The sequence below is a fragment of the Paracoccus yibinensis genome (genome assembly GCF_030846195.1).
GTDB classification, from domain to species: Bacteria; Pseudomonadota; Alphaproteobacteria; order Rhodobacterales; family Rhodobacteraceae; genus Paracoccus; species Paracoccus yibinensis.
On the sequence record NZ_JAVCWH010000008.1, the window covers coordinates 1 to 24,125 of the forward strand.

23 protein-coding genes are annotated in these 24,125 nt (G+C 66.8%); 17 read left to right on the forward strand and 6 right to left on the reverse strand.

Translation table 11 applies throughout. From position 1 onward, the window contains the following. From RAH32_RS15390 to RAH32_RS15400, 3 genes are all read right to left on the reverse strand, one after another. A partial coding sequence (locus RAH32_RS15390) for a 3-hydroxyacyl-CoA dehydrogenase NAD-binding domain-containing protein (RefSeq protein WP_306608961.1) occupies positions 1-209 on the reverse strand: 209 nt, incomplete at its 3' end. After that, a complete protein-coding gene (locus RAH32_RS15395) occupies positions 206-1,363 on the reverse strand; it encodes a CaiB/BaiF CoA transferase family protein (RefSeq protein WP_306608963.1) in 1,158 nt (385 codons plus the stop codon). The genes RAH32_RS15395 and RAH32_RS15390, both read right to left, overlap by 4 nt. Continuing rightward, positions 1,356-2,555, reverse strand: a complete 1,200-nt coding sequence (locus tag RAH32_RS15400) for an acyl-CoA dehydrogenase (RefSeq protein WP_306608964.1) — start codon at positions 2,553-2,555, stop codon at positions 1,356-1,358. Before RAH32_RS15400 ends, RAH32_RS15395 begins: the two co-directional genes overlap by 8 nt. 94 nt (positions 2,556-2,649) lie before the next feature. Between RAH32_RS15400 and RAH32_RS15405 the strand changes: the two genes are divergently transcribed. Beyond that, on the forward strand, positions 2,650-3,534 hold the full coding sequence (locus RAH32_RS15405) for a LysR family transcriptional regulator (protein WP_306608966.1): 885 nt from the start codon (positions 2,650-2,652) through the stop codon (positions 3,532-3,534). A 7-nt stretch (positions 3,535-3,541) separates the two neighbouring features. On the opposite strand, the gene RAH32_RS15410 is transcribed toward RAH32_RS15405, so the two are convergent. Beyond that, the gene (locus RAH32_RS15410; RefSeq protein ID WP_306608968.1) at positions 3,542-4,078 is read right to left on the reverse strand and encodes a carboxymuconolactone decarboxylase family protein; all 537 of its coding nucleotides are present in this window, start codon (positions 4,076-4,078) and stop codon (positions 3,542-3,544) included. Positions 4,079-4,335: 257 nt separating this feature from the next. Here RAH32_RS15410 and RAH32_RS15415 point away from each other — a divergent pair, with 257 nt between their 5' ends. From RAH32_RS15415 to RAH32_RS15485, 15 genes are all read left to right on the forward strand, one after another. Beyond that, positions 4,336-5,013 carry an isochorismatase family protein gene (locus RAH32_RS15415; RefSeq protein WP_306608970.1) on the forward strand — a complete coding sequence of 226 codons (678 nt, stop codon included), beginning with the start codon at positions 4,336-4,338 and terminating at the stop codon, positions 5,011-5,013. Position 5,014: 1 nt separating this feature from the next. Beyond that, complete coding sequence (locus RAH32_RS15420; protein ID WP_306608972.1) at positions 5,015-5,950, forward strand: polysaccharide deacetylase family protein; 936 nt, start codon at positions 5,015-5,017, stop codon at positions 5,948-5,950. Next, the gene (locus RAH32_RS15425; protein WP_306608974.1) at positions 5,950-6,873 is read left to right on the forward strand and encodes a polysaccharide deacetylase family protein; all 924 of its coding nucleotides are present in this window, start codon (positions 5,950-5,952) and stop codon (positions 6,871-6,873) included. The genes RAH32_RS15420 and RAH32_RS15425 overlap by 1 nt, the downstream gene beginning before the upstream one ends. Positions 6,874-6,902: 29 nt before the next feature. After that, complete coding sequence (gene leuC, locus RAH32_RS15430) at positions 6,903-8,315, forward strand: 3-isopropylmalate dehydratase large subunit (protein ID WP_306608976.1); 1,413 nt, start codon at positions 6,903-6,905, stop codon at positions 8,313-8,315. 10 nt (positions 8,316-8,325) lie between these two features. Next, the gene (leuD, locus tag RAH32_RS15435) at positions 8,326-8,940 is read left to right on the forward strand and encodes a 3-isopropylmalate dehydratase small subunit (RefSeq protein WP_306608978.1); all 615 of its coding nucleotides are present in this window, start codon (positions 8,326-8,328) and stop codon (positions 8,938-8,940) included. A 58-nt stretch (positions 8,941-8,998) separates the two neighbouring features. Then, a complete protein-coding gene (locus tag RAH32_RS15440) occupies positions 8,999-10,222 on the forward strand; it encodes an ABC transporter substrate-binding protein (protein WP_306608980.1) in 1,224 nt (407 codons plus the stop codon). A gap of 61 nt (positions 10,223-10,283) precedes the next feature. Further along, positions 10,284-11,153 carry a branched-chain amino acid ABC transporter permease gene (locus RAH32_RS15445; RefSeq protein WP_306608982.1) on the forward strand — a complete coding sequence of 290 codons (870 nt, stop codon included), beginning with the start codon at positions 10,284-10,286 and terminating at the stop codon, positions 11,151-11,153. Continuing rightward, positions 11,153-12,130, forward strand: coding sequence for a branched-chain amino acid ABC transporter permease (locus RAH32_RS15450; protein ID WP_306608984.1), 978 nt, complete (start codon positions 11,153-11,155; stop codon positions 12,128-12,130). The genes RAH32_RS15445 and RAH32_RS15450 overlap by 1 nt, the downstream gene beginning before the upstream one ends. Beyond that, entirely contained in the window at positions 12,123-12,863 is a 741-nt protein-coding gene (locus tag RAH32_RS15455; protein WP_306608986.1) for an ABC transporter ATP-binding protein, read from the forward strand. The genes RAH32_RS15450 and RAH32_RS15455 overlap by 8 nt, the downstream gene beginning before the upstream one ends. Then, positions 12,856-13,557 (forward strand): ABC transporter ATP-binding protein, encoded by a 702-nt coding sequence (locus RAH32_RS15460; protein WP_306608988.1) that lies wholly within the window; start codon positions 12,856-12,858, stop codon positions 13,555-13,557. Before RAH32_RS15455 ends, RAH32_RS15460 begins: the two co-directional genes overlap by 8 nt. 63 nt (positions 13,558-13,620) lie before the next feature. After that, on the forward strand, positions 13,621-14,514 hold the full coding sequence (locus tag RAH32_RS15465) for an isocitrate lyase/PEP mutase family protein (RefSeq protein WP_306608990.1): 894 nt from the start codon (positions 13,621-13,623) through the stop codon (positions 14,512-14,514). A gap of 19 nt (positions 14,515-14,533) precedes the next feature. Next, on the forward strand, positions 14,534-15,934 hold the full coding sequence (locus RAH32_RS15470; RefSeq protein ID WP_306608992.1) for an FAD-dependent oxidoreductase: 1,401 nt from the start codon (positions 14,534-14,536) through the stop codon (positions 15,932-15,934). Between the two features lie 17 nt (positions 15,935-15,951). Beyond that, a complete protein-coding gene (locus tag RAH32_RS15475) occupies positions 15,952-16,725 on the forward strand; it encodes an aspartate/glutamate racemase family protein (RefSeq protein ID WP_306608994.1) in 774 nt (257 codons plus the stop codon). Next, entirely contained in the window at positions 16,722-17,498 is a 777-nt protein-coding gene (locus RAH32_RS15480; RefSeq protein WP_306608996.1) for an aspartate/glutamate racemase family protein, read from the forward strand. The genes RAH32_RS15475 and RAH32_RS15480 overlap by 4 nt, the downstream gene beginning before the upstream one ends. A 1-nt stretch (position 17,499) precedes the next feature. After that, positions 17,500-18,903: an MmgE/PrpD family protein gene (locus RAH32_RS15485; RefSeq protein WP_306608998.1), complete on the forward strand. Its 1,404-nt coding sequence runs from the start codon at positions 17,500-17,502 to the stop codon at positions 18,901-18,903. Here RAH32_RS15485 and RAH32_RS15490 read toward each other — a convergent pair. Further along, on the reverse strand, positions 18,891-19,670 hold the full coding sequence (locus RAH32_RS15490; protein WP_306609000.1) for a GntR family transcriptional regulator: 780 nt from the start codon (positions 19,668-19,670) through the stop codon (positions 18,891-18,893). The two genes, RAH32_RS15485 and RAH32_RS15490, sit on opposite strands and share 13 nt — an antisense overlap. 84 nt (positions 19,671-19,754) lie before the next feature. Further along, positions 19,755-20,675, reverse strand: coding sequence for a 3-hydroxyacyl-CoA dehydrogenase NAD-binding domain-containing protein (locus RAH32_RS15495; protein ID WP_306609002.1), 921 nt, complete (start codon positions 20,673-20,675; stop codon positions 19,755-19,757). 260 nt (positions 20,676-20,935) lie between these two features. Here RAH32_RS15495 and RAH32_RS15500 point away from each other — a divergent pair, with 260 nt between their 5' ends. Further along, positions 20,936-24,109 (forward strand): DEAD/DEAH box helicase, encoded by a 3,174-nt coding sequence (locus RAH32_RS15500; protein ID WP_306609004.1) that lies wholly within the window; start codon positions 20,936-20,938, stop codon positions 24,107-24,109. The last annotated feature ends 16 nt before the right edge of the window (positions 24,110-24,125 follow it).

The window sequence follows — 24,125 nt, forward strand, 5'->3', positions numbered from 1 at the left end:
CGGGCCATGGCGGATTTCTTCGCATCGGCGTCGATCTTGCCGCGGGTGACCTGGCGTTCCAGGTTGCGCTCGATCAGCGACAGGGCCTTGTCCATGGCATCCTGGCTGATGTCGGTCAGCAGCACGTCATAGCCGGCAAGCGCAAACACATGCGCGATCCCGTTGCCCATCTGGCCCGCACCGATCACACCAACCGTCTCAATCGTCATGGCGCGACATCCTCGGCAAACGCCCATTGCCCATCCCCCAAGGCCGGCGCGGCGCGGTCATGGGTCAGCGTGCTGCGGCCGAAGCGGATGGGGGTGCGCAGCCCCGCGATGCCTTCGGGTGCGACCCGCAGACCGCGCGCGGCGATCTGCGGTTCGGACAGCGCCTCGGCCACGTCGTTGACCGGGCCTGCAGGCACCCCCGCGGCTTCCATCGCGGCGATCAGGTCGGCGCGGGTTCGGCGCAGGGTGGCAGCCGACAGCATCGGCACCAGCCTGTCCCGATGGGCCACGCGGGCCGGGTTGGTGGCAAAGTCGGGATCCGTAGGCAGGTCCGACAGGTCCAGCACACGGCACAATGCCGCGAATTGCCGGTCGTTGCCGCAGGCCACGATCAGATGGCCGTCGGATGCGGGGAACAGCTGGTAGGGCACGATGTTGGGATGCGCGTTGCCCAGCCGATGCGGCACCGTTCCGCCCAGCAGGAAGTTCGTGGCCTGGTTCGCCAGCACCGCCACCCCGCAATCCAGCAGCGACACATCCAGATGCTGCCCGCGCCCGGACCGTTCCCGTTCGGCAAGCGCCGCCTGCACGGCGATCACGCCGTAAAGCCCGGTGAAGATGTCGATCCAGGCCACGCCGACCTTCTGCGGCTCGCCATCAGGCGCCCCGGTCAGGTCCATGATCCCCGACATGCCCTGGATCAGGAAGTCGTATCCCGGCTGCGTCGCGCGCGGCCCGTCCTGCCCGAACCCGGTTATCGAGGCATAAACCAGCCTTGGATTGCGCACTGACAGCGTACCGTAGTCCAGCCCGAAGCGGCGCAAGCCCCCGACCTTAAAATTCTCGACCACCACATCGGCATCGTCAATCAGGGCGCGCAGCCGGTCCAGGTCATCCGCATCGTTGAAGTCGCAGACCACCGACGTCTTGCCCCGGTTCGCGGCGTGGAAATAGGCGGCCACCCGTTCGGTCGTGCCGTCCGCACGGGGGCGGTCGATGAAGGGCGGGCCCCAGCGGCGGGTGTCGTCGCCTTCGGGCGATTCAACCTTGATCACCTCGGCCCCCAGATCGGCCAGGGTCTGGCCGATCCACGGCCCGGCCAGGATCCGCGCCAGTTCGACGACGCGCAGCCCCTTCAGCGGCGCCTCAGCCAAAGGCCTGGATCCCTGTCTGCGCGCGGCCCAGGATCAGCGCGTGGACATCATGCGTGCCTTCATAGGTGTTCACGGTTTCAAGGTTCTGCGCGTGGCGGATGACGTGGTATTCGCTGGAAATGCCGTTGCCACCGTGCATGTCGCGGGCCATGCGCGCGATATCAAGCGCCTTGCCGCAGTTGTTGCGCTTGACGATGGAAATCATCTCGGGCGCAAAGCGGCCCTCGTCGAACAGGCGGCCGACGCGCAAGGACGCCTGCAGGCCAAGCGCGATTTCGGTCTGCATGTCGGCCAGCTTCTTCTGGAACAGCTGCGTCGCGGCCAGAGGGCGGTTGAACTGGTGGCGGTCAAGCCCGTACTGCCGGGCGCGGAACCAGCAATCCTCGGCAGCCCCCATCGCACCCCAGGAAATGCCATAGCGCGCGCGGTTGAGGCAGCCGAAGGGGCCGCCCATGCCTTCGATGTTGGGCAGCAGCGCGTCTTCGCCGACCTCGACATCCTCCATCACGATTTCCCCGGTGACGGAGGCGCGCAAGGACAGCTTGCCCTCGATCTTGGGTGCGGACAGGCCCTTCATGCCCTTTTCCAGCACGAAGCCGCGGACCTTGCCGCCATGCACGTCGGACTTCGCCCAGACGACGAAGACATCGGCGATGGGGCTGTTCGAGATCCACATCTTCGCGCCATTCAGGACATAGCCGCCGTCGGTCTTCCTGGCGCGGGTCTTCATGCCCGCCGGGTCGGAACCCGCATCCGGTTCGGTCAGGCCGAAGCAGCCGATGTATTCGCCGCTTGCAAGTTTCGGCAGATATCGCTGCTTCTGCTCCTCGCTGCCATAGGCCTCGATCGGGAACATCACCAGCGAACTCTGCACCGAGGCCATGGACCGATAGCCGCTGTCGATCCGCTCGATCTCTCGCGCGACCAGGCCGTATGCCACATAGGACGCCCCCACACCGCCATAGGCGTCGTCCACCGTCACGCCCAGCAGGCCCGCCGCGCCCATCTCGCGAAAGATCTCGGGGTCGGTGGTCTCGTTCAGATAGGCGTCCTTGATGCGCGGGGCCAGCCGGTCGGCGGCAAAGGCTGCGGCGCTGTCGCGGATCATCCGTTCTTCTTCGCTCAGTTGATCGTTCAGAAGGAACGGGTCCGCCCAGTCGAACGCCGCGCCTTTGTGGGATTTGGTGGACATCGGAAGCTCCTGACTTGTTGACCCCAGGGTATCCAATTGTCAGCCACATCAAAAATGATAAATTTCCATGAGATCATGTATAGGATGAATGATCATGCGGATCAGGCGATACCTGCCGAACCTCAGCCTGCTTCTGGCCTTTGACGGGGTCATGCGGCACGGGTCGGTGACCGCGGCGGCGCAAGAGATGGGCCTGACGCAAAGCACCGTCAGCCGCCTGGTCCAGACGCTGGAGGAACAGATGGGCCAGCCGCTGTTCTCGCGCCGCCGCCGCCGCCTGATCCCGACCGAAGCGGCCACGCGCTATCATGCCGACATCTCGGCCGCGCTGGATCTGATCCAGCGGGGCGGCATGTCGCTGATCGCCAATCCCGAAGGCGGCAGCATCAATCTGGCGGTGCTGCCGACCTTTGGCACCCGCTGGCTGGCCCCGCGCCTGCCCGGCTTCATGACCCGGCATCCGGGGATCATGGTGAACCTGACCACGCGCTTCCAGCCGGTATCCTTCAGCGACGAACCGTTCGATGCCGCGATCATCTATCACCAGGGCGAAACCGCCCCCGACGACAGCCTGCTTCTGTTCGGGGAAAGCCTGACGGCCTGTGCAAGTTCGGCCTTCCTTGCAGCCCACCCGATCACGGAACCGGGAGACATGGCAGGGTTGGTCCTGCTTTATCTGCAAACCCGGCCTGATGCCTGGACCGACTGGTTCCGTGGACAAGGGGCGCAGGCGGTTCCTTCCGGCGGGATGGTGATGGACCAGTTTTCGATGATGATCCAGGCCGCCATATCAGGCCTGGGGGTGGCCCTTCTGCCCGACTATCTGGCCCGCCAGGAGATCGCCGAAGGCCACCTGCGGCCCGTCCTTCGACCCGCAGTTCCCGGCCGCGGGGCCTATCGCCTGGTATGGCCCCGGACGCGGGCCGAATCGCGCCCGCTGATCCATTTCCGCGACTGGCTGGCGGCCGAGGTCGCCTGATGCGCGATCAGATCGGATCGCGGTCCAGTTCGTCTGCGATGGCCGCGTCCACGGGCGTGTCATAGGTCGTCAGGATACCGCCCAGCACGACATAGAAGCCCACCGTTGCGATCAGGTCAAAGACCGCCGTCCGCCCGATGGCGGCGGCCAGTTCCGCCTCAAGCGCGGGCGGGATCCTGTGCTGATCGAACAGCGCATCGACTGCGCGGACGATCAGGCCATCCTCGCCTTCCGGCATGGCGGCGATGGCGCGGATCCGGTCGTCGGAGAAGCCAAGCTTCCGGGCGCGGCTGACATGATGCGCCCATTCATAGGCCGATCCCATCCTGTGCCCCGTGCGCAGGATGACCACTTCGGACCGGTCCGGGCCAAGGGCGCTGTCCTTGACGACATGCTGGCGCAGGGGCGCCCAGGCCCTGACCAAGGCCGGATGATGCGCCATGGTGCGATAGACGTTCAGCTGACCGGCAAACCCGCCCCGCAGATCGGCCAGGGATTCGGGCCATTCGGCATCCGTCAGGGGTGGGCAAGGCGATCGAGGCATGGGCGTTTTCCGGCTCCTCAAAGACTGCCGCTGGGCGGACGGCCAGCGATTCACGCACGGACTGTCGCACCTGCTGGCCAAGACATCAACCCTGGCACGAAGCACTCATTCGTTTGAAACCATAGCGGAATTTTTTCTTTACAAATGGCATAAAGAGATAACAATAAATGAAAAGCGGCTGTGGATCAGGCATGGAGGTGGCGACCCGATGGGTTAGCCGAAGCCAGATCCCCAGACGCAGCAGAGGAGGTCCATGAATGGAAACGTCGTCGCTAACGGCCCGGCAGATTTATGAACATGCCAAGGCCAATCCCACCCGGCGCCGCTTTGGCTTTGGCAGGAAGCCGATGCTGATCAACATCGACCTGCAGCGGGCCTATACCGGCGTCGGAGAGTTCGCGACGGCTTACGAAACCGACCCCAGGCAGCTGGACTATGTGAACCAGCTGGCCGACCTGGCCCGCGCCAAGGGCCTGCCGATCACCTGGACCTATGTCGCCTATATGCAGTCTGGCGAGGATTGCGGCGTCTGGGGCACGCGGACCGATACGCCGGATTCGCTGCAGAACATCAAGGTGGGGTCCCGCCGCGCCGAATTCGACCCGCGCCTGAAGATCGACCATGTCAAGGATATCATCATCAACAAGCGCATGGCGTCTCCTTTCCACGAAACGAACCTGCAATCGCTAATGGTCTGGCACGGGTGCGACACGGTGGTGCTGACGGGGGGTTCCACCTCGGGCTGCGTGCGGGCCTGCGTGGTGGACGCGATCTCTCGCGGCTATCGGGTCATCGTCCCCGAGGAATGCGTGGCCGACAAGCACGAAAGCCCGCATTTCGCGAACCTTTACGACATTTCGGTCAAGTATGGCGACGTGATCCCGGTGGCCGATGCACTCGCCTGGTATGACGCCTATCAGCCCGAGGCACGCTGAAATGGGCGCGGAACCGATGCAGTCGGACTTGGGGCTTTACGATTACCTGCCTTGGCCGGGGCGGCCCAAAATCACCTGGCCTGGCGGCAAGAAGCTGGCCGTCTGGATCGCGCCCAATATCGAGTTCTACGAATACGATCCGCCGAACAACCCGACCCGCACCCCCTGGGGCCGCCCCAATCCCGACGTGCTGCAATATTCGCACCGCGACTATGGCAACCGCGCAGGATGGCAGCGGATGATGGCGGCGATGGACCGGGCGGGCTTTCGCGGGTCGGTGTCGCTGAACGTCGCGCTGTGCGACCACCACCCGGAAATCATCCGCGCCTGCGCCGACCGGGGGTGGGAGTTCTTTTCCCACGGCATCTACAACACCCGTTATGTCTACAACATGACGGTGGACCAGGAACGCGAGATTATCCGCGACGCCTTTGATACGGTCAGGAAGCATACCGGGCAGGAACTGGCGGGCTGGCTGTCGCCCGCGCTGTCGAACAATCTGTGGACCATGGACATCCTGGCCGAGGCGGGCATCCAATACACCTGCGACATGTTCCACGACGACCAGCCGATGCCGGTCAAGGTCAGGTCGGGCAAGCTGATCTCGATGCCCTACTCGCTCGAGATGAACGACGTAATCGTCTACAACAGCCAGAAGGTCACGCCCCGCCATTACGGCGAAATCATCCGCCGCCAGTTCGACCAGCTTTACAAGGAATCGGACGACAGCGGCATGGTCATGTGCATCCCGCTGCATCCCTACCTGGTCGGCCAACCCCACCGCATCGACGCCTTTGCCGAGGCCATCGATTACATCGCCAGCCACGACGGCGTCTGGCAGGCCACGGGCCGAGAGATCGCCGAGGCATACCACGCCAGCGGCGCCTATGACGCGATGACCGCCGCCGCAGCCAAGCACGCGCAGGGGGACCGCTGATGTCGCTTCCCGAGAATTACCTGGACTATCCCGCCCGCCGCTACGGCATGGACCACGACCGATACGACTGGTCCGACATGTTCGCGCGCAAGCCGATCGCCTGGCCGAACGGGGCGCGGATTGCGCTGTCGATCGTGACCCATGTCCAGCATTTCCCGCTGGACATGCCCGCTAAGCCCTTCAAGGCACCTGGCGCGCTGTCGATGCCCTATCCCGACTTCCGCCATTTCACCAACCGCGACTATGGCAACCGCATCGGCGTGTTCCGCATCCTGCGGCTGCTGGCGGAAAAGGGACTTCGCACCAGCTTTGCCATCAACGGCTGCATCGCCACGCGCTATCCCGCGCTGCTGGACGCCGTGGCGGCGGGCGGGCACGAGGTCGTGGCCCATGGTCTGGACATGGGCAAGGTCCACCATTCGGGCCTGTCCGTTGACGATGAGAACGCCATCATCGCCGACACCCTGCGCCTTTTGCGCGGGGCGACCGGCCAGCCGGTCGAAGGCTGGCTGTCGCCCGGCCGCGCGCAGGGCTTCAACACGCCCGAACTGCTGGTCCGCAACGGCATTCGCTGGAATCTGGACTGGGCGAACGACGACCTGCCCTATCCAATGCTGACCAAGGGAGGCCCGCTGCTGGCGATGCCGCTGGCCTATGAGACCGACGACCGGGTGGTCGCCAACGAATATTTCCAGTCCGAACCCGAATGGGTCCAGCAGGTCAAGGACCGCTTCGACGTGCTGTATCGCGAAAGCGCGGATTACGGCGGCCGGGTGATGAGCCTGCCGCTGCATTCCTGGGTGTCGGGGATGCCCTATCGCGTCGAATACCTGCGCGAGGTGCTGGACTATATTCTGGGCCATGACGGCGTCTGGACTGCCCCGGTGGGCCAGATCGCTGCGGCCGCCGAAAGCCAGGTCTGACGGCCTGCATGGACAAGGAACGGATCGCCATGACGCCAGCATCCGACACCACGCCGCGAACCCTGTTCGGCAAGATCTGGGATGCGCACGAGATCCTGCGCCATCCATCCGGGCAATCGCTTCTGTATATCGACCGCGACCTGATTCACGAGGGCAGCTTCCACGCCTTCGCCGACCTCAAGCGCCGGAACCTGCGCCCGCGCCGCCCCCAGCAGATCTTCGGAATCGCCGACCATTACGTGCCCACCCTGGGGCGCAGCGCCGACGACGCCGCCAGCCCCGCCATCGCCCGGATGATCCGCACCTTCGACGAGAACATGGAATGGGGCGGATTGCGCCATTTCGGCATCGCCAGCCGCGAACAGGGGATTGTCCATGTTGTCGCGCCCGAACAGGGCATCACCCTGCCCGGCCTGACCATCGTCTGCTCGGACAGCCACACCTCGACGCAAGGCGCGCTAGGTGCCATCGCCTTCGGCATCGGGCAGTCGGAAAACGCCCATGTGCTGGCCACCCAGACCCTGTGGCAGATGCGCCCCAAGACGATGCGGGTGACGGTGAACGGGCGGCTGGGCCAGGGCGTCACCGCCAAGGATGTGATGCTGGCGCTGATCGCGCGGATCGGGGCTGCGGGCGCAGGCGGGCACGCCATCGAATATGCGGGCCAGGTGGTGCGCGACATGTCGATCGAGGCGCGGCTGACCATGTGCAACCTGTCGATCGAGGCTGCGGCCCGCCTAGGCATGGTCGCCCCGGACGAGACCACCTTCCGCTATGTCGCCGGACGCCATTACGCGCCCACGGATCAGGAATGGGATCTGGCCATGGCACAATGGCAGGCGCTGCCGACCGACGACGGAGCGGCCTTCGACCGCGAGGTGGAACTGGACGGCGCGGCCATCGCCCCCATGGTGACCTGGGGCACAAGCCCCGAGGATGCCGTCCCGATCACCGGCCGCATCCCCGATCCCGCCAGCTTTGCCAGCGCGGATAAGCGCAAGGCCGCCGCCAAGTCGCTGGAATACATGGACCTGGCGCCGGGCACCGAACTGGATGGGCTGCCCATCGACCGGGTCTTCATCGGATCCTGCACCAATAGCCGGATCGAGGATCTGCGCGCCGCCGCCGCCATCCTGAAGGACCGCAAGGCCGCCGTCCCCGCCATCGTCGTCCCCGGCTCAACCCAGGTCCGCGAACAGGCCGAGGCCGAGGGCCTGGCCCGCATCTTCCGCGAGGCGGGCTTCGAATGGCGCCAGTCGGGCTGTTCGATGTGCGCGGCGATGAACGGCGACGTGGTGGGGCCGGGCGAACGCTGCGCCTCGACCTCGAACCGGAACTTCGTGGGGCGGCAGGGACCGGGCGCGCGCACCCATCTGGTCAGCCCAGCCATGGCCGCCGCCGCCGCCATCACCGGGCGGCTGACCGATGTCCGCCGGCTGTAAGGAAAATGCGATGAAAGCCTTCACCCGCGAAACCTCGACCGTTGCCTACGTCCCCGGCGTCAACTGCGATACCGACCAGATCATCCCGGGCCGCTTCCTCAAGGCCGACCGGGCCGAGGGTTACGACAAGTTCCTGTTCCACGACATCCGCCGCGACGCGGACGGCAATCTGGACCCCGCCTTCCCGCTGAACCGCCCCGGCGCACAACAGGCCAGGATCCTGCTGGTCGAGGACAACTTCGGCTGCGGGTCGTCCCGCGAGGGCGCGGTCTATGCCCTGGCCGACGCGGGCATCCGCGCGCTGCTGGCGCCCAGCTTCGGCGACATCTTCTTCAACAACGCGCTGAAGAACGGTATCGTCCCGGTCCGCCTGCCCGTGCCTGTCTGCGAAGCCTTGGCGGACCACCTGGCCGCCGACCCGCAAGCCACCGTCACCGTGGACCTGGAAGCCGCGCAGGTGATCCTGCCCGGCGGTCTGGGCGACCATGCGATCACCATCGACGCCTTCGCTCGCGACTGCCTTCTGCAGGGCCTGGACGAGATCGAGATGACCTTCACCTACTTGGACCGGATCGCGGCCTTCGAGGCCGACAGGATGGCCCACAACCCTTGGCTGGCGCGCTGACCGCGCGCCCGGCCGACGCCTTTACCAAGTCACACGAATAACAAGCAGGGAGACGACAATGACATTCACACTCAATCGCCGCGGCTTGCTGAAGGCCACGGGCGCGGCAGCCCTTGTCAGCGGGCTGTCCATGCCTTCGATCCTGCGGGCGCAGGCGCAGACCGTGAAGATCGGCGTGCTGGAGCCGCTGACCGGCAACCTGGCCTACAACGGCACGCAATGCGCAGCCGGTGCGAAATTCGCGGCCGACGCGATCAACGCCGCCGGCGGCATCAAGAGCATGGGCGGCGCGCAGATTGAACTGGTCGTGGTCGATGCCCAGAGCCGCCCCGAGATCGCCGCGTCCGCCGTCGATACGCTGGCCGAGGCTGGCGTGGTGGCCTTCACCGGCGCAAGCGCCTCGGCCTTGGGGCTGGCATCGTCGCAGGCGGCGGCGAAATACGACCTGGCGCAGGTCTTCTCCATCGGCACCGCCGAGACGATCGTGGAACGCGGGCTGCCCAACGTCTTCCGCTTCACCCCCGGCGTGAACAAATGCACCAGCGTCGCGCTTGAGAACCTCAAGCAGTTGAACGCGGCCGCGGGCAACCCGGTCAAGACCGCCGCCATTGTCCATGAGGATGGCCCCTTTGGATCGAACATGGCCAAGATCATGGCCGAGCAGCTTCCCCAGCAGGGCATCGAGGTGGTCGAGACGATTTCCCACCCCACCCCGCACCGCGATTTCAACAACATCGCGCTGCGGGTGAAGGCGTCTGGCGCGAACATCCTGATCCCGTCGAACTATCTGAACGAATACACCCTGATGGCCCGCGCCCTGCGCCAGCAGCGGGCCGAGCTGATGGCGATCTACTCGATCCTGGGCGGTGCCGCGTCCAACATCAAGTTCGTTCGCGAAAATAACGACGTGGCGCAGTATGTCATGGACTGCAACCATTGGTACGATCCCAACAAGCCTGAATCCCAGGCGCTTGCCGCCAGCGTGGCCGAGGCCGGTCTGGACCTGACCTATGACGTGATGGTGTCCTATGCCACGATCCAGGTGATCGCCGATGCATTGGAACGCGGCGCCTCGACAGACCGCAAGGCCATGATCGAAACGCTGGCGGCAAGCACCTTTGACGGCTCGATCATGCCGTATGGCCCGACCAAGTTCGTCAACGGGGACAACGTGAACTCTCAGCCGGTGAACACCCAGATCCGGGGCGACAAGATCGAACTGGTCTTCCCCGAGGAATACGCCACCGCCGAGCCCGTCTTCCCTGTCCCGCAGGAAGGCTGATCCGACAGGGCCCCCGCCTGCCGGCGGGGGCCACCGGCCGATCCTTGACAAGCGAGTGTCCATGTCCAGTCTGATCCTGCCCGCCGTGCTCAGCGGCCTGACAATGGGGGCCGTCTATGCGCTTGTGGCGCTTGGCCTGACCCTGATCTATGGCGTTTTGCACATCATCAACTTCGCCCATGGCAGCCTGCTGATGCTGGCGCTGTATGCGGCCTATTTCCTGTTCGTCCACCTGGGCGTGGATCCCTATCTGGCGATCCCGATCCTGCTGCCGGTGTTCTTCTGCCTGGGCTATGCCCTGCAACGCTGGCTAATCGCCCCCATGAGCAGCGGGTCCGAACAGAACGTCCTGCTGGTGACGCTGGCGCTTGCCCTGATCATCGACAACCTGGCGCTTTACTTCTGGACGTCGAACACGCGGAGCGTGGACATTCCCTATGCCTACAACACCGTGGAATTCCTGGGCGCCTATCTGCCGCTGGGCCGCGTCATCGCCTTCTTCGCCGCCCTTGCCGCCGCGCCCCTCTTGTGGCTGTTCATGACCCGCACCCGCACCGGGTCCGCCATCCGCGCCGTCGCCATCGAGAAGCGCGGGGCCGAGATCGTGGGCATCGACGTGAACCACACCTATGCCATCTGCTTCGGCATCGGCACGGCCTGCGTGGCGCTTGCCGCCTGCCTGTTGCTGCCGACCTTCTATGTCACGCCGCAGGTGGGTTACACCTTCGTCCTCGTGGCCTTTACCACGGTCGTCCTGGGCGGCATGGGCAGCCTTCCCGGCGCGCTGATCGCGGGGCTGCTGCTGGGGGTGATCGAATCCCTCTGCGGGCTGTTCCTGGGCGAAAGCCTGGGCCAGATCGGGATCTTCATCGCCTTCATCCTGATCCTGCTGTTCAAGCCATCGGGTCTTCTGGGCAGGAGGGCCGCGTGATGAAACCGCAATCCATGGGTCAGGCGGTCCTGATCGCCCTGGCGCTGATCTATCTGGCCAGCCTCTACTTCATGTCCTCGCCGGTCTGGATGGGCTTCACCATCAACGCGCTGATCGTCGCCGTCGTGGCGCTTGCCTGGAACATCACCGGAGGCTTCGGGGGCATGGCGTCCTTCGGCCATGCGGCGATGTACGGGACCGGGGCCTATGCCTCGGCGATCCTGCAGGTGCAGTATGGCATCAATGCCTGGATCGCCTTCGGGGCCGGAATCGTGGCGGGCGCGGCCATGGGCGCCTTCATCGGTGCGCTTGCCTTCCGCTATGGCCTGAAGGGATCGTATTTCGCCCTTGTCACGCTGGCCTTCGCCGAGGTGCTGCGGATCTGCGCATCGTCCTTTGCCATCACCGGTGGGGGCAGCGGCCTGCAACTGCGGCTGGAACCGGGGCTGTCCACGTTGCAGTTCAACGACCGCGCCGTGGTCTATACGATCCTGCTGGTGATCGTGGCCCTGGTCATGGCCCTGACCGCCTGGCTGAAATATTCGCGCTTCGGCGCCTATCTGATCGCCGTGCGGGAAAACGAGGACGCAGCCCGCGCCCTTGGCATCGACACCTATCGCATCAAGGTCAAGGCCATGGCGATTTCGGGCGCCTTCGCGGGTCTGGCGGGGGTGCTTTACCTGCAAGTCTGGCTGTTCATCGACAGCGCCGTCGTCTATGGCAGCGCCGTCTCGATCGAGGCGCTGATCGGCCCGATCATCGGCGGCGCGGGCACCGTCTGGGGACCACTGATCGGCACGCTGGGCCTGCACCTGCTGGGCGAAGGTGCCAAGCACCTGCTGCACAACGCGCCGGGACTGAACTTCGTTCTTTACGCGGTGGTCCTGATCTGCGCGCTGCGTTTCCTGCCGCAGGGCCTGATGGGGCTTGCCGCGCGCATCGGCACCTTCCGCAAGAAGGAAAACGACAATGCTTGAGGTCCGCAACCTGTCCAAAAGCTTCGGCGGCCTGAAGGCGGTCGACAACGCATCCCTGGACGTGCCGGAAGGCGGCATCGTCGGCCTGCTGGGGCCGAACGGCGCGGGCAAGACCACCTGCTTCACCATGATCGCGGGTTTCACCAAGCCGAACAAGGGCACGGTGCGCTTCATGGGCCGGGATGTCACCGGCCTGCCTCCGCACCGCATCTGCGAGATGGGGATGATCCGCACCTTCCAGATCGTGCAGCCCTTCGCGGGCCTGACGGTCCAGGAAAACATCGCCGTCGGCGCATACCTGCACCACCATGACCGGGCCGAGGCGATGGCCGTGGCGCGCCAGATCGGCAAGCGGCTGGGCATGGGCGCGATGCTGGACCGCCCCGCCTCGTCCCTGACCATCGCGGGGCGCAAGCGGCTGGAACTGGCCCGCGCGCTTGCGACCGGCGCAAAGCTTCTGCTGCTGGACGAGGTGATGGCGGGCCTGATCCCGTCCGAAGTGTCGGAAATCGTCGGCATCATCCGCCAGATCCGCGACGAGGGGCATACCTTCCTGATGATCGAACATGTGATGCAGGCCGTGATGAGCCTGGCCGAGACCGCCTATGTGCTGAACCACGGCAAGATGATCGCCCATGGCACGCCCAGGGAACTGGTCCAGGATCCCGGCGTGGTCGAGGCCTATCTGGGCCATGGCGCCGCCGCCCGCCTGCAGGAGGGACACCATGCTTGAGATTTCCGGCATCCGCGCGGGCTATGGCTCCATGGCCGTGCTGCAGGGCATCGACATGCGCGTCGAAGCGGGCGAGATCGTGGCCCTGCTGGGGTCGAACGGCGTGGGCAAGACCACGCTGAACAACGTCATCTCGGGCTTCATCCGCCCCACGGCGGGCGAGGTCCGCTTTGACGGCACGCGCATCACTGGCCTGAAGCCCCGCGACATCGTGGCGCTTGGCGTCGCCCAGGTCCCCGAAGGGCGCAAGATTTTCCCCAACCTGTCGGTCGCGGAAAACCTGGAACTCGGCGCCTTCCGCCGCGCCACCGCCAACCGCAGGCAGAACTTCGACCGCATCTGCACGATCTTTCCGCGCCTGCGCGAACGGCTGGACCAGTTGGCGGGCACGCTGTCGGGGGGCGAACAGCAGATGCTGGCGATCGGGCGCGGCATGATGTCCGAACCCAAGCTGCTGATCCTGGACGAACCCTCGCTGGGCCTGTCGCCCCTGATGGTCGAGGAAATGTTCGGCCTGATCGGGCGCATCAACGACGAAGGCTGCGCGGTGCTGCTGGTGGAACAGAACGTGATGCAGTCGCTGAACGTCGCAAGCCGGGCCTATGTGATCGAACAGGGCCATCTGGTGATGCAGGGGGACGCGGCCGGGATGCTGGCCGATCCGCAGCTTCGCCAGGCCTATCTGGGTCTCTGACGGCCCGACCCGCCGGGCGCGCGCCGCCCGGCGGCACAACAGACGCAAACGGAGAACGAAGAAATGTCGCTGACACGCACGCGCCGCCTGCGCCAGGCTCTGGCAGGCGAACGGGCCGTCATGGCCCCAGGGGTGGTGGACGCCATGTATGCCCGCCTTGTCGCCGAGGCAGGCTTCGAGGCCATGTACATGACCGGGGCGGGCACCTCGGCCACGCGGCTGGGCTATCCCGACGTGGGCCTGCTGACCATGACCGAGATGGTGGACAACGCCACCCGCATCGCCGACGCATCCGACCTGCCGTTGATCGCCGACGCCGACAACGGCTTCGGCGGGCCGCTGAACGTGCGCCGGGCGATCCAGCTTTACGAACGCGGCGGGGTCGCGGCGGTCCACCTTGAGGATCAGGTGCTGCCCAAGCGCTGCGGCCACCTGTCGGGCAAACAACTGATCAGCGCGGAAGACATGGTCGCCAAGGTCAAGGCCGCCGTGGACGCCCGCGTGGATCCCGACTTCGTGGTCATCGCCCGCACCGACGCCCTGGCGCTGCACGGCCGCAACGCCGCCTTCGACCGGGCCGAGATGTATCGCGAGGCGGGCGCCGACGTGATCTTCGTCGAAAGCCCCCTGCCCGACGACCTGCCGCACATCGCGCCGCGCTTTCCGGGCATCCCGCTCCTCTACAACATGGCGACATCCGGCAAGACGCCGTTCCTGACACGGTCCGAAATCGAGGCGCTCGGCTTCAAGCTGATCATCTATCCCAACTGGCTGCTGCTGTCGGCCTGCGAGGCCGCGCGCCAGACGCTCGAGGTGCTGAAGCGCGAGGAAACCATCGCCTCGGTCGCCCCCCATGTGATGAGCTTCAAGCAGTTCTTCGACACCGCCCGCATGGCCGAGGTGCAGGAACTGGAAGCCCGCTACGGCACGCCGGAAAACAGCCGCACCGATTATTGACCAACGAAGGAAAGATCTGATGGCCGTTCTGTCCGCCGCTGGCGTGGATTTCGATTTCGAGGTGCCGGTCGTGGTCGTCGGCGCGGGCGCCTGCGGCCTGGTCGCGGCGCTTGCCGCCCGCGACGCGGGCCAGGAGGTGATGATCCTGGAACGCGACGACAACCCGCAGGGTTCGACCTCGCTGTCCGCCGGACTGATCCCCGCGGCGGGCACGCGGTTGCAGCGCGAGGCCGGGATTGACGACGACCCCGCCCTGTTCGCCGCCGACATCTTGTCCAAGACGCACGGCCATGCGCCGCAGGACATGGCGCTGCTGGCGGCGCGGACCTCGGGGCCGATGATCGACTGGCTGATGGACAGCCATGGCGTGGGCTTCCGGCTGGTGACGGGCTTCCTGTATCCCGGCCATTCGCGGATGCGGATGCACGGGCCGGACAGCCGCACCGGGGCCGATCTGGAACAGGCGCTCTTGTCGGCGGTGTCGCGGGCAGGCATCGACCTGCTGACCGGGGCATCGGTCGAGGATCTGTTCGTGGACGGCACCGGCCGGGTCACCGGCGTCCGCTTCCGCCGCCCGGACGGCGCGATGGAAACGCTGGGCTGCAAGTCCCTGGTCCTGGCCTGCTGCGGCTTCGCGGGCGATGCTGACATGGTGCGCCGCCATATCCCGGACATCGCCGATGCCGAATGCTGCGGGCATCTGTCGAACACGGGCGATGCGGTGAAATGGGGCGCCGAGTTGGGCGCGCAGCTGGCCGACATGGGCGCATATCAGGGCCACGGATCGGTCGCCCATCCGCACGGGCTGCCGCTGACTTGGGCGGTGGTGACGCAGGGCGGCATCCTGGTCAACACGAACGGCCGCCGCTTTTCCAACGAGATGCGCGGCTATTCCGAACACGGGGCCGAGGTTGCGGCGCAGCCCGGCCATGTCGCCTGGGACATCTTCGATGCCCGCTGCGAAAAAGCCGCGCTGGATTTCCACGACTATCGCGAGATCCGCAAGCTGGGCGCAGTGAAGTCCGCCGACACGGTCGAGGATCTGGCCGCAGCGACCAGCCTGCCGCTGGAGGCGCTGCGGGCGGAACTCGACGGGATCTCCGCCGCCGCAGCCAGCGGCACGCCCGACCGGCTGGGACGCAGCTTCGCGCCCGACCAGATGCTGGCCCCGCCCTTCCGCGCGGTCAGGGTGAACGGCGCGCTGTTCCACACCCAGGGCGGGCTGGTCATCGACCACGACGCGCGGGTTTTGCGAACCGACGGCACGCCGCTGCCGAACCTGATGGCAGGGGGCGGCGCGGCACGCGGCCTGTCTGGCGATTCCAACTATGGCTATCTGTCCGGCAACGGGCTGCTGTCGGCCACGGCCTTCGGGCGCCTGGCCGGCATCACCGCCGCGCGCATCGCGGCAGGGGGCTGACGCGAATGGAGAAGACGATGAAGAAAGTCTTGGTGATCGTTCCCTTCCCAATGGGCGACGAGGATCTGGCCCGGCGGCAGGCGCAGATGGGCGCCGTGGACCTGGGTCCGGGGATCGAGTTCCATTATCGCCCGGTGCGCGTCGGACCGAAGAACTATTCCAGCCAGCACGACATGGCGCTTGCCGATTTCTCGATCCTCGACGCGGGACTGGATGCGCAGGCCGATGGCTATGACGCGGTGTGCATCGACACCATGTCCGACAGCGGCATGGCGATGCTGCGGTCGGTGCTGGACATTCCGGTGATCGCGCCGGGACGGCATTCGATGCTGGTCGCGCAGATGCTGGGCGAGAAATTCTCGATCCTGATGATGTGGGACCGCTGGAGAATGCTTTACACCAAGACCCTGGGCGAGTTGGGGATGGAGCACAAATGCGCATCCATGCGGTCGATCGGCGTCACGCCCGACAACAAGGCGCTGCTTTCCGGGAAAGAGGATCAGGTCTTTCCCCTGCTGCTTGATGCCGCGCGCCGCTGCATCGACGAAGACGGCGCGCAGGTGCTGATCCTGGGATCGACCACGATGCACGAGGCGCATGGCTGGCTGGCAAGCCGCGTGGACGTGCCGGTCATCAATCCCGGCCCGCTGACCTACAAGCTGGCCTCGGTCGCGCTTGACCTGCGGCTGACCCATTCCAAGGCCACATGGCCCGCGCCCTTGGCCCCCAAGCACGACATGATCCGCGCCATCGGCGCCGCCGGGGCCGCCTTCCTGGAGGACCGCGCATGACCCGTATCCTTGTCATCGTCCCCTTCGCGCTTGATGCAGAAGGCGTCCGCAACCGCGAGGCGCAGTCGGGTTACGTCCCCCTGCCCGCCGGCTGGAAACTGACCTATCGCCCTGTCACCTGCGGACCGACCTCTTTCATGTCACCCCACGACTGGGGACTGATGGACATGGCCATCTTCGAGGCGGGCTGCACCGCCGAAGCCGAAGGCTTCGACGCGGTCTGCATCGATACCATGTCGGACAGCGGCATGGTCATGCTGCGGTCTGTGCTGGACATTCCCGTGATCGGCGCGGGCAAGGCGTCGATGCTCTATGCGCTGACCTTGGGCGGGCGGTTTTCTGTCCTGGCGCAATGGGAACCAGCCCTGCCGCGATATCGCAAGGCAATCCGCGAATACGGCTTCGACCGTCAATGTGCGTCCGTCCGCAGCTTCGATCAGCCGCCCGATTTCGCGAACCTGCTGGGCGGGAAAGAGGATCAGGTTTTCCCCCGAATGCGCGACGTGGCCATGCGCTGCATCCATGAGGACGGGGCCGAGGTGATCTGCCTCGGCTCGACCACGATGCACCAGGCGGGCGAATACCTGGCCGTGAACCTGCCCGTCCCGGTCGTGAACCCCGGTCCCCTGACCTACAAGCTGGTCGAGACCTTCCTCGCGCTTGGCCTGCGCCACGGCCGCGCCGCCTATCCCGCGCCGGTCGAGCCGCGCCTGGACATGCTGCGGACCATGATGAAGGCGGGCGCCCAGGCGGAAGCGCAGGCCAAGGGCTAAAATGGCAGAGGCCGCGCGCATCCTGTCGCTTGCTGCCGCCCGCAGCGACTTCGGCGCCCTGCCTGTCGAGGAGCAGGCAGTCTGGCGCGACTTCATCCTCGACACCCTTGCCGTCATGGCGGCGGGGTCGGCACATCCCTCGGTCAGCGCGGCCCGGAGCGTCATGACGGAAGCAGGCGGCGCAGGGCCGGCCTCCGTCATGGGCTTCGTGCGGGGTGCGTCGGCAGGAACAGCGGCACTGGTCAACGGCATGGCGATGACGGTCTTGCAGCTTCAGGACGGCCACCGCCGCGCCCGGGGCCACCCGATGAGCCATGTCCTGCCCAAAGCCCTTGCCCTTGCCGAGGAAACGGGTGCCCCGACCGGCGATTTCCTGAATGCCGTCGTGGCAGGTTACGAGGTTTCGGCCCGCATCGGCACGGCGCTTGGCGGGATGCAGCCGCTGCTGCACGACACGGGCACCTTCGGCTGCATCGGCGCGGCTGTTGCCGCCGCCTTTCTTCTGGGACGAGGCCTTGAACATCCCGCACGCGCCCTGCTGATCGAAGCCGCCATCGGCAATGCCGCCACCGTGGCGCTGTTTCCTTTTCGCGACACCTGCATGGAGGGCGCGGGGGTGCATCATCTGTTCGTCGGCCTCGGCGCGCAGAACGGCATCACCGCCGCGCGCGCAGCCCTTGCCGGTCTGTCGCCGTCCCCCGTCACCTTGGAACGCTTCTTCGGCCCGCGCGCCGGGGAAGGCTTCGACCCTGCGCTGCTGACGCAAGGCATCAGCCCGGACGGGTGCTGGTCGCGGTCCGAGATCCTGGCGGCCTATCTGAAATGGCATCCGGTCTGCGCGCATCTTGGCCCGATGCTCGACTGCCTCGAGGCGTTGCGGGACAGGCCCGGAGAGATCCACCCTGACCGCATCTCGGCCGTCACGGTCCACGTGTATTCCACGGCGCTGCAATACGATTCCCCCGACCCCCGGACCGATCTTGCGGCGCGGTTCAGCTTTCGCCACGCGGCGGCGCTGTCCTTGTGCCTGGGACCGCTGCGCCATGACGGCTTTTCACCTGACCGCCTTGGCCGCCCGGATGTGCAGGCCATGGCGGGGCGCGTCCGGCTGGCCGCCGATCCCCGGCTGGACGCGCTTTATCCCGAGAACCGGCCGGCCCGCGTTACGCTTGACCTGACTGACGGCAGCCAGGTGCAGGCCGAGGTCATGGCCCCCAAGGGAGACAGTTCCCGCCCGCTGTCCCGATCCGAGGTGTGGGCCAAGGCCGCGGGGCTGATGCGGGCGGCCTGGGGCGACGACGATCCGTTCCACCAGGCGTGCCACTTGCTGGACGACGCCGGCCCCGATCTTGCGCAGCAGCTTGGAAATGTTCTGCGCCGAGAGTTGGCGCCTCAGCTCGGCTGAGAACCGTCCAAAAGGAAATCCTTGCCCTGTTCGCGCTTCAGCGAGACGCGGTATTCATAGCGGTCGGCGCAGTACAGGATCTCGGCGGCATAGAACGGCACCATCCGGTCGTTGAAGAAAAAGCGGTTGACCCGCATCAGCGGCGCGCCGATGGGCACGTGCAAAAGCTCGGCCGCGTATTCGTCGGCCAGTGTCGCGGTCAGCACCTGTTCGACCTGTTCGACCACGGCGCCTTCGCGCTGCACCAGGTCGATCATGTTGGTCGTTGCCAGATCCTCGCGCGTCAGGCCCGCGCCCACATCGGGCAGCAGATAGGCCATCGACAGCGAATAGGGCCGCTTGTCCAGGTCGCGAACCCGGACCGACCGGACCAGTTCGGTCGTGGGGGCGATCCCCATCTGCGCGCAGATCCGCGGCGGCGCCTCGCCTCGGTCCAGGCTGACGACCTTCAGCCGCGTGCTTTGGCCCACGGTATTGAGATAGCTGAACAAACCGTTGATGTTCGACACCACCGCCCGGTTCAAGGCCGATTTCTGCGCCCGGTCGGTGACAAAGGTGCCGCGCCCGCGCATCCGTGTGATCAGCCCTTCTGCCGACAACATCTCCATCGCCTTGCGGATGGTGATGCGGCTGACGCCGAAGCTGTCCGACAGTTCCGCCTCGCTGGGAACGGGCACGTCGTCGGGGTAATAGCCGTTTACGATCCGCTCTCTCATCACCGCATAGACCCGGTGGTAAAGGGGTGTCGGAGAATTGGTCCTGGTCATGTCGGCGTCACCTTGCTTTGGTCCGGGACTGCAGGCTGTTCCGGCAAGCCATCCCCCTGTTTCTTCGATGAAGGCACTGGCGGGTCAGGGCCGTTTGTCCTTCAAGGCCCGCTGGACTGCAATCAGACCCGCGTCGCGCAGGGCTTCCAGCGTGGCGATGTCGCGGCCCCCGGCCTCGGCCGCGATGCCTTCGACCAGCCTGGCGCAGTTTGCCGCGTCAAGGCGAGGCTGCCCCAGATCCTGCCAGCGTCTTTCCTGGCTGGGACCAAGATGGGACAGGTAATGTCCGATGCCCCCTGCCCCGCCGCCCAGGTGATAGGCCATGTGCGCCCCCACCACCGACCACCGCAGGCCGGGACCATGGACAAGGGCCGCGTCGATCTGGTCCACGTCGGCGATGCCTTCGGCGACCATGTTCACCGCCTCTCGCCACAGGGCCGAGGACAGGCGGTTGGCGATATGGCCCACGGCCTCGCGCCGAAGAAAGACCGGGTGGCGGTCCAGGCTGCGATAGAAGGCAGCGGCCGCCTGGACGCGCCCCGCATCAGGACCGTAAAGTTCGACCAGGGGCATCAGGTGGGGCGGATTGAAGGGATGGGCGGTGATCAGCCGCGACGGGTCGGCCATCTCTGCCGACAACTCGGACCAGACCAGCGACGATGTGCTGGAGGCGATGGTGATGCCTCCTGGCGCCGCGGCCTCGATCGCGGCATAGATCGCCCGCTTCAGGGGAACCTTCTCGGGGACGTTTTCCTGGACCCAGGCAGCGTCCCGGACCGCTTCGTCAAGGCTGGCCGCAAGATGCAATCGCCCCGGCGCAGGAAGACCGGACGCCAGTTCCGCGATCTGGCCGATCGGCCCCGCGACCGCCTGGGGGATTGCCCGGCGCGACGCCTCATCCGGCTCGAACAGGGTGACGTCATGTCCCCAGGCCAGGAACAGCGCCGCCCAGCTGGTCCCGATCAGCCCGCCGCCGATCACCGCGATCCTGTCGCCCGCTTCCATCTGCCCTCCCGTTTGCATTCGAACGCCCCCTCTCCGACATATCTCCATGCCGATAAGGGGCAAGGTTCAATGATTTAAGATCATACTTTTATGATAATCAAGCCGCGCCACAGCCACCTTGCCCTGCAACCGGGTTGCGGGACCACGGCAGCAGTCGGCACGACATGCCCCCGCGTGAAGCGGAACCTGCGCCATGGCAGACGGATTGAGGCAGACGACGCGGGCAGATCCCCTGACCGAAGTTATGATCAGAGGTGCAGATGTCCGACCCCCTTCCCCCCTGCGTCGAGGCGCTGACCCTTCTGCGCGCGATTGGACCCGCGGACCGCATCCTGCATGTGGCCCGGGACGAAAGAGCGGCCGAGGCTCTGGCCGCCTTCCTGGCGGGTGCGCTGCCGGACCGCCGGGTGCTGTTCCTGCCGCCGTGGGATTGTCTGCCCTTCGACGGCGCGTCGCCCACCCCCGATGCCATGGGCCGCCGCATGACCGTCCTGCATCGGCTGCGGGATCCGCAGCCGGGCGACATCGTGGTGGCCCCCCTGTCCGTCCTGCTGCAACGCCTTCCGCCCCCCGAGGCCCTGCGCAGCTTTTCCGTCCGGCCGGGCGATCGCCTGGAAACGGTCGCCCTGGAGGCCTTTGCCCGGGGCGCCGGATATGTCACCGATGATCGCATCGACGAACCGGGCGAGATTGCCCTGCGCGGCAGCACGATCGAGGTCTTCGCCGCCGGCGACGCCCTTCCCTGCCGGATCGAGCTGTCGGACGGGATCGTGACGGCGCTGCGCTGCTTCGATCCCGTGACACAGCGGTCCACAGCCGAGATCGACCGGCTGGACATCGTGCCGGTGACGGAACTGCCCCCCGCCGATGAGCCGTGGGCGCGCGGGGCAGAACATCGCCTGCCCAAGGCCTGGCCGACCCTCTCGACCCTGCCCGACCACCTGCCGGATGCGCGCATCCTGGCGCTGCCCGCAACCCTGGCCCTGGCGGAACGGCGGCTTGCGCGGCTGGAGGAAGCGCGCGCCGAGGCCGATGGCGCCCATCCCCTGCCGGTCGATGCGCTGTATCTGGGACCGTCGGAATGGGCGGAGCTGGCATCCCGGATCGAGGCGCCGTCGCCGGGGGACTGGTCCCCCGTTCCTGCCTTTGCCGCCGCCGCCCGTCCGCGAACCCGGCTGGCGCAGTTCCTGGACAGCGACGCGGTGGCGGGACGCCGGGTGGTCTTTGTCGCAGGCTCGGATCGGGAACAGGCCCGCATCGCACGCATGGCGACGCAGGCGGGCGGACAGCCCCCTGCGCCCGTGGCAAGCTGGGCCGAGGCCCAGAGCCATGACCGGGCGGGTCTTCTGGCCGATCTGGCGGAAGGGGCTGTGGCGGAAGACGTGGCGGTCATCACCGCCCAGGATCTGCTGGGCAGCCGCGCCTGGTCGGGCGGCCGGATGACCGCCCTGCAGGTTCTGCCTTCGACGGGCCTGGATCTGGGCGACATCGTCGTCCACGAGGACCACGGCCTTGCGCGGCTGGAGGGGCTGGAACCCCTGGACCCGGACAATCCGGGCAGCGAGGCCATCCGCCTGACCTTCGCCCGCGACGAGCGGCTGATGGTGCCGACCCATGACGCGGGCCGGATCTGGCGCTATGGCACGGCCGAGGCGGGGGTGACGCCGGACCGGCTGCGCGGGACGGCCTGGCCCAAGCGCCGCAAGGCCACGGCCGATGCCCTGGCAAGGCTGGCCGATCATCTTGTGGCGCTTGCCCGCGCGCGCGACGCGGCAAAGGCGCCGGAACTGGTGCCCCCCGCGCGCGACTATGAACGGTTCATCGCCCGCTTTCCCTTCCAGCCCACCCCGGACCAGGCGGCGGCAGTGCGTGCGGTTCTGTCCGACATGGCCTCGGGTCGGCCGATGGACCGGCTGGTGATCGGCGACGTGGGCTTCGGCAAGACCGAGATCGCCCTGCGCGCCGCAGCGGCGGCGGCGCTGAGCGGGCGACAGGTTGCCGTCTGCGCCCCCACCACGGTCCTTGCACGGCAGCATTACGACACCTTCCGCCGCCGCTTCGCCCCCTTCGGGATCACCGTCGGCCACCTGTCGCGTCTGGTCACCGGAAAACCCGCCGCCGCCCTGCGCGCGGGGCTTGCCGACGGGTCCGTCCGCATCGTGGTCGGAACCCATGCGCTGCTGGGCAAGAACGTCAGCTTCGCCGATCTTGGCCTGCTGGTGATCGACGAGGAACAGCGATTTGGCGCGGCCCACAAGGAAAGGCTGCGCGAACTGGGACAGGGCCTGCATGTCCTGTCGATGAGCGCGACACCGATCCCCCGCACCCTGCAGACGGCCATGGTGGGCCTCCAGGATCTCAGCGTTCTTCACACGCCCCCGGCCCGCCGCCGCCCGATCCGCACCCTGCTTGCCGATGACGGCGACACGACGCTGCGCCAGGCCTTGCTGCGCGAACACCGGCGCGGCGGGCAAAGCTTCGTCGTCGTGCCCCGGGTCGAGGATATTGCGCCCATTGCGGAACGCCTGGAACGCCTGCTTCCCGGCCTGCGGCTGCGCGTGGCCCATGGCAGCCTTTCCGCGCGCGAGATCGACGAGGTGATGGTGGGCTTTGCCGGGGGCGACGGCGATGTCCTGCTGGCCACGGCGATCATCGAAAGCGGCCTGGACGTGGCGCGCGCGAATACCATGGTGATCCTTCGCCCCGCGCTGTTCGGCCTGGCGCAGTTGCACCAGTTGCGCGGGCGCGTCGGGCGCGGCCCGGTCCAAGCCTATTGCCATCTTCTGACGAGTGAAGGCGAGGACCTGTCCGAAGATGCGCAAAAGCGGCTGGGAACGCTGCAGGCGATGGACCGGCTGGGTGCGGGCATGGCCATCAGCGCCGCAGACCTCGACCGGCGCGGCGCGGGCGATCTGCTGGGAGACCGGCAGGCGGGCCATGTGCAGCGAGTGGGGCTTGGCCTTTACCAGCAGATGCTGGCACAAGCCCTGCGCCGCGCCAAGGGAGAGGCAGAGGTTCCACCGCCCCCGCAGGTGCCGGGCGAACCCGGCCATATCCCCGCCGATTATGTCCCCGAGCCGGAAAACCGCCTTGACCTGTATCACCGGATCGCCCGCGCCTCGGGCGCGGACGAGGTGGCGCGCCTGGCCGAGGAGATCGCGGATCGCTTTGGCCCCCCGCCCCAGCCGGTGGAGACGCTGCTGCGCGCGGCAGGCTTGCGTGCGCTTGGAGCGGTGCTGGGGGTCGAAACGCTGAGCCTTGGTCCCGAAGGGGTTTCCCTGTGTTTCCGCGAGGGGGTCAGCATGGATGACCGCGCACCGCTGGCGTCCGGCCTGGAAGGACTCGCGGTCGAGGACCGGCGCCTGACGCTGCGCCACCCCGGCCCCGAGGATCGGCTGGACGTGGCAGGCGACCTGCTGGAACGGCTGGCCTGACGGGCGCGGTCCGCGG

Coding starts and splice junctions, on each gene's coding strand:
- RAH32_RS15445 (WP_306608982.1), top strand. CDS start 10,284: ATGTCCAGTCTGATCCTGCCCGCCGTGCTCAGCGGCCTGACAATGGGG.
- RAH32_RS15490 (WP_306609000.1), bottom strand. CDS start 19,670: ATGACCAGGACCAATTCTCCGACACCCCTTTACCACCGGGTCTATGCG.
- RAH32_RS15425 (WP_306608974.1), top strand. CDS start 5,950: ATGTCGCTTCCCGAGAATTACCTGGACTATCCCGCCCGCCGCTACGGC.
- leuD (WP_306608978.1), top strand. CDS start 8,326: ATGAAAGCCTTCACCCGCGAAACCTCGACCGTTGCCTACGTCCCCGGC.
- RAH32_RS15420 (WP_306608972.1), top strand. CDS start 5,015: ATGGGCGCGGAACCGATGCAGTCGGACTTGGGGCTTTACGATTACCTG.
- RAH32_RS15410 (WP_306608968.1), bottom strand. CDS start 4,078: ATGCCTCGATCGCCTTGCCCACCCCTGACGGATGCCGAATGGCCCGAA.
- RAH32_RS15460 (WP_306608988.1), top strand. CDS start 12,856: ATGCTTGAGATTTCCGGCATCCGCGCGGGCTATGGCTCCATGGCCGTG.
- RAH32_RS15405 (WP_306608966.1), top strand. CDS start 2,650: ATGCGGATCAGGCGATACCTGCCGAACCTCAGCCTGCTTCTGGCCTTT.
- RAH32_RS15485 (WP_306608998.1), top strand. CDS start 17,500: ATGGCAGAGGCCGCGCGCATCCTGTCGCTTGCTGCCGCCCGCAGCGAC.
- RAH32_RS15455 (WP_306608986.1), top strand. CDS start 12,123: ATGCTTGAGGTCCGCAACCTGTCCAAAAGCTTCGGCGGCCTGAAGGCG.
- RAH32_RS15480 (WP_306608996.1), top strand. CDS start 16,722: ATGACCCGTATCCTTGTCATCGTCCCCTTCGCGCTTGATGCAGAAGGC.
- leuC (WP_306608976.1), top strand. CDS start 6,903: ATGACGCCAGCATCCGACACCACGCCGCGAACCCTGTTCGGCAAGATC.
- RAH32_RS15500 (WP_306609004.1), top strand. CDS start 20,936: ATGTCCGACCCCCTTCCCCCCTGCGTCGAGGCGCTGACCCTTCTGCGC.
- RAH32_RS15495 (WP_306609002.1), bottom strand. CDS start 20,675: ATGGAAGCGGGCGACAGGATCGCGGTGATCGGCGGCGGGCTGATCGGG.
- RAH32_RS15450 (WP_306608984.1), top strand. CDS start 11,153: ATGAAACCGCAATCCATGGGTCAGGCGGTCCTGATCGCCCTGGCGCTG.
- RAH32_RS15400 (WP_306608964.1), bottom strand. CDS start 2,555: ATGTCCACCAAATCCCACAAAGGCGCGGCGTTCGACTGGGCGGACCCG.
- RAH32_RS15470 (WP_306608992.1), top strand. CDS start 14,534: ATGGCCGTTCTGTCCGCCGCTGGCGTGGATTTCGATTTCGAGGTGCCG.
- RAH32_RS15440 (WP_306608980.1), top strand. CDS start 8,999: ATGACATTCACACTCAATCGCCGCGGCTTGCTGAAGGCCACGGGCGCG.
- RAH32_RS15415 (WP_306608970.1), top strand. CDS start 4,336: ATGGAAACGTCGTCGCTAACGGCCCGGCAGATTTATGAACATGCCAAG.
- RAH32_RS15475 (WP_306608994.1), top strand. CDS start 15,952: ATGAAGAAAGTCTTGGTGATCGTTCCCTTCCCAATGGGCGACGAGGAT.
- RAH32_RS15465 (WP_306608990.1), top strand. CDS start 13,621: ATGTCGCTGACACGCACGCGCCGCCTGCGCCAGGCTCTGGCAGGCGAA.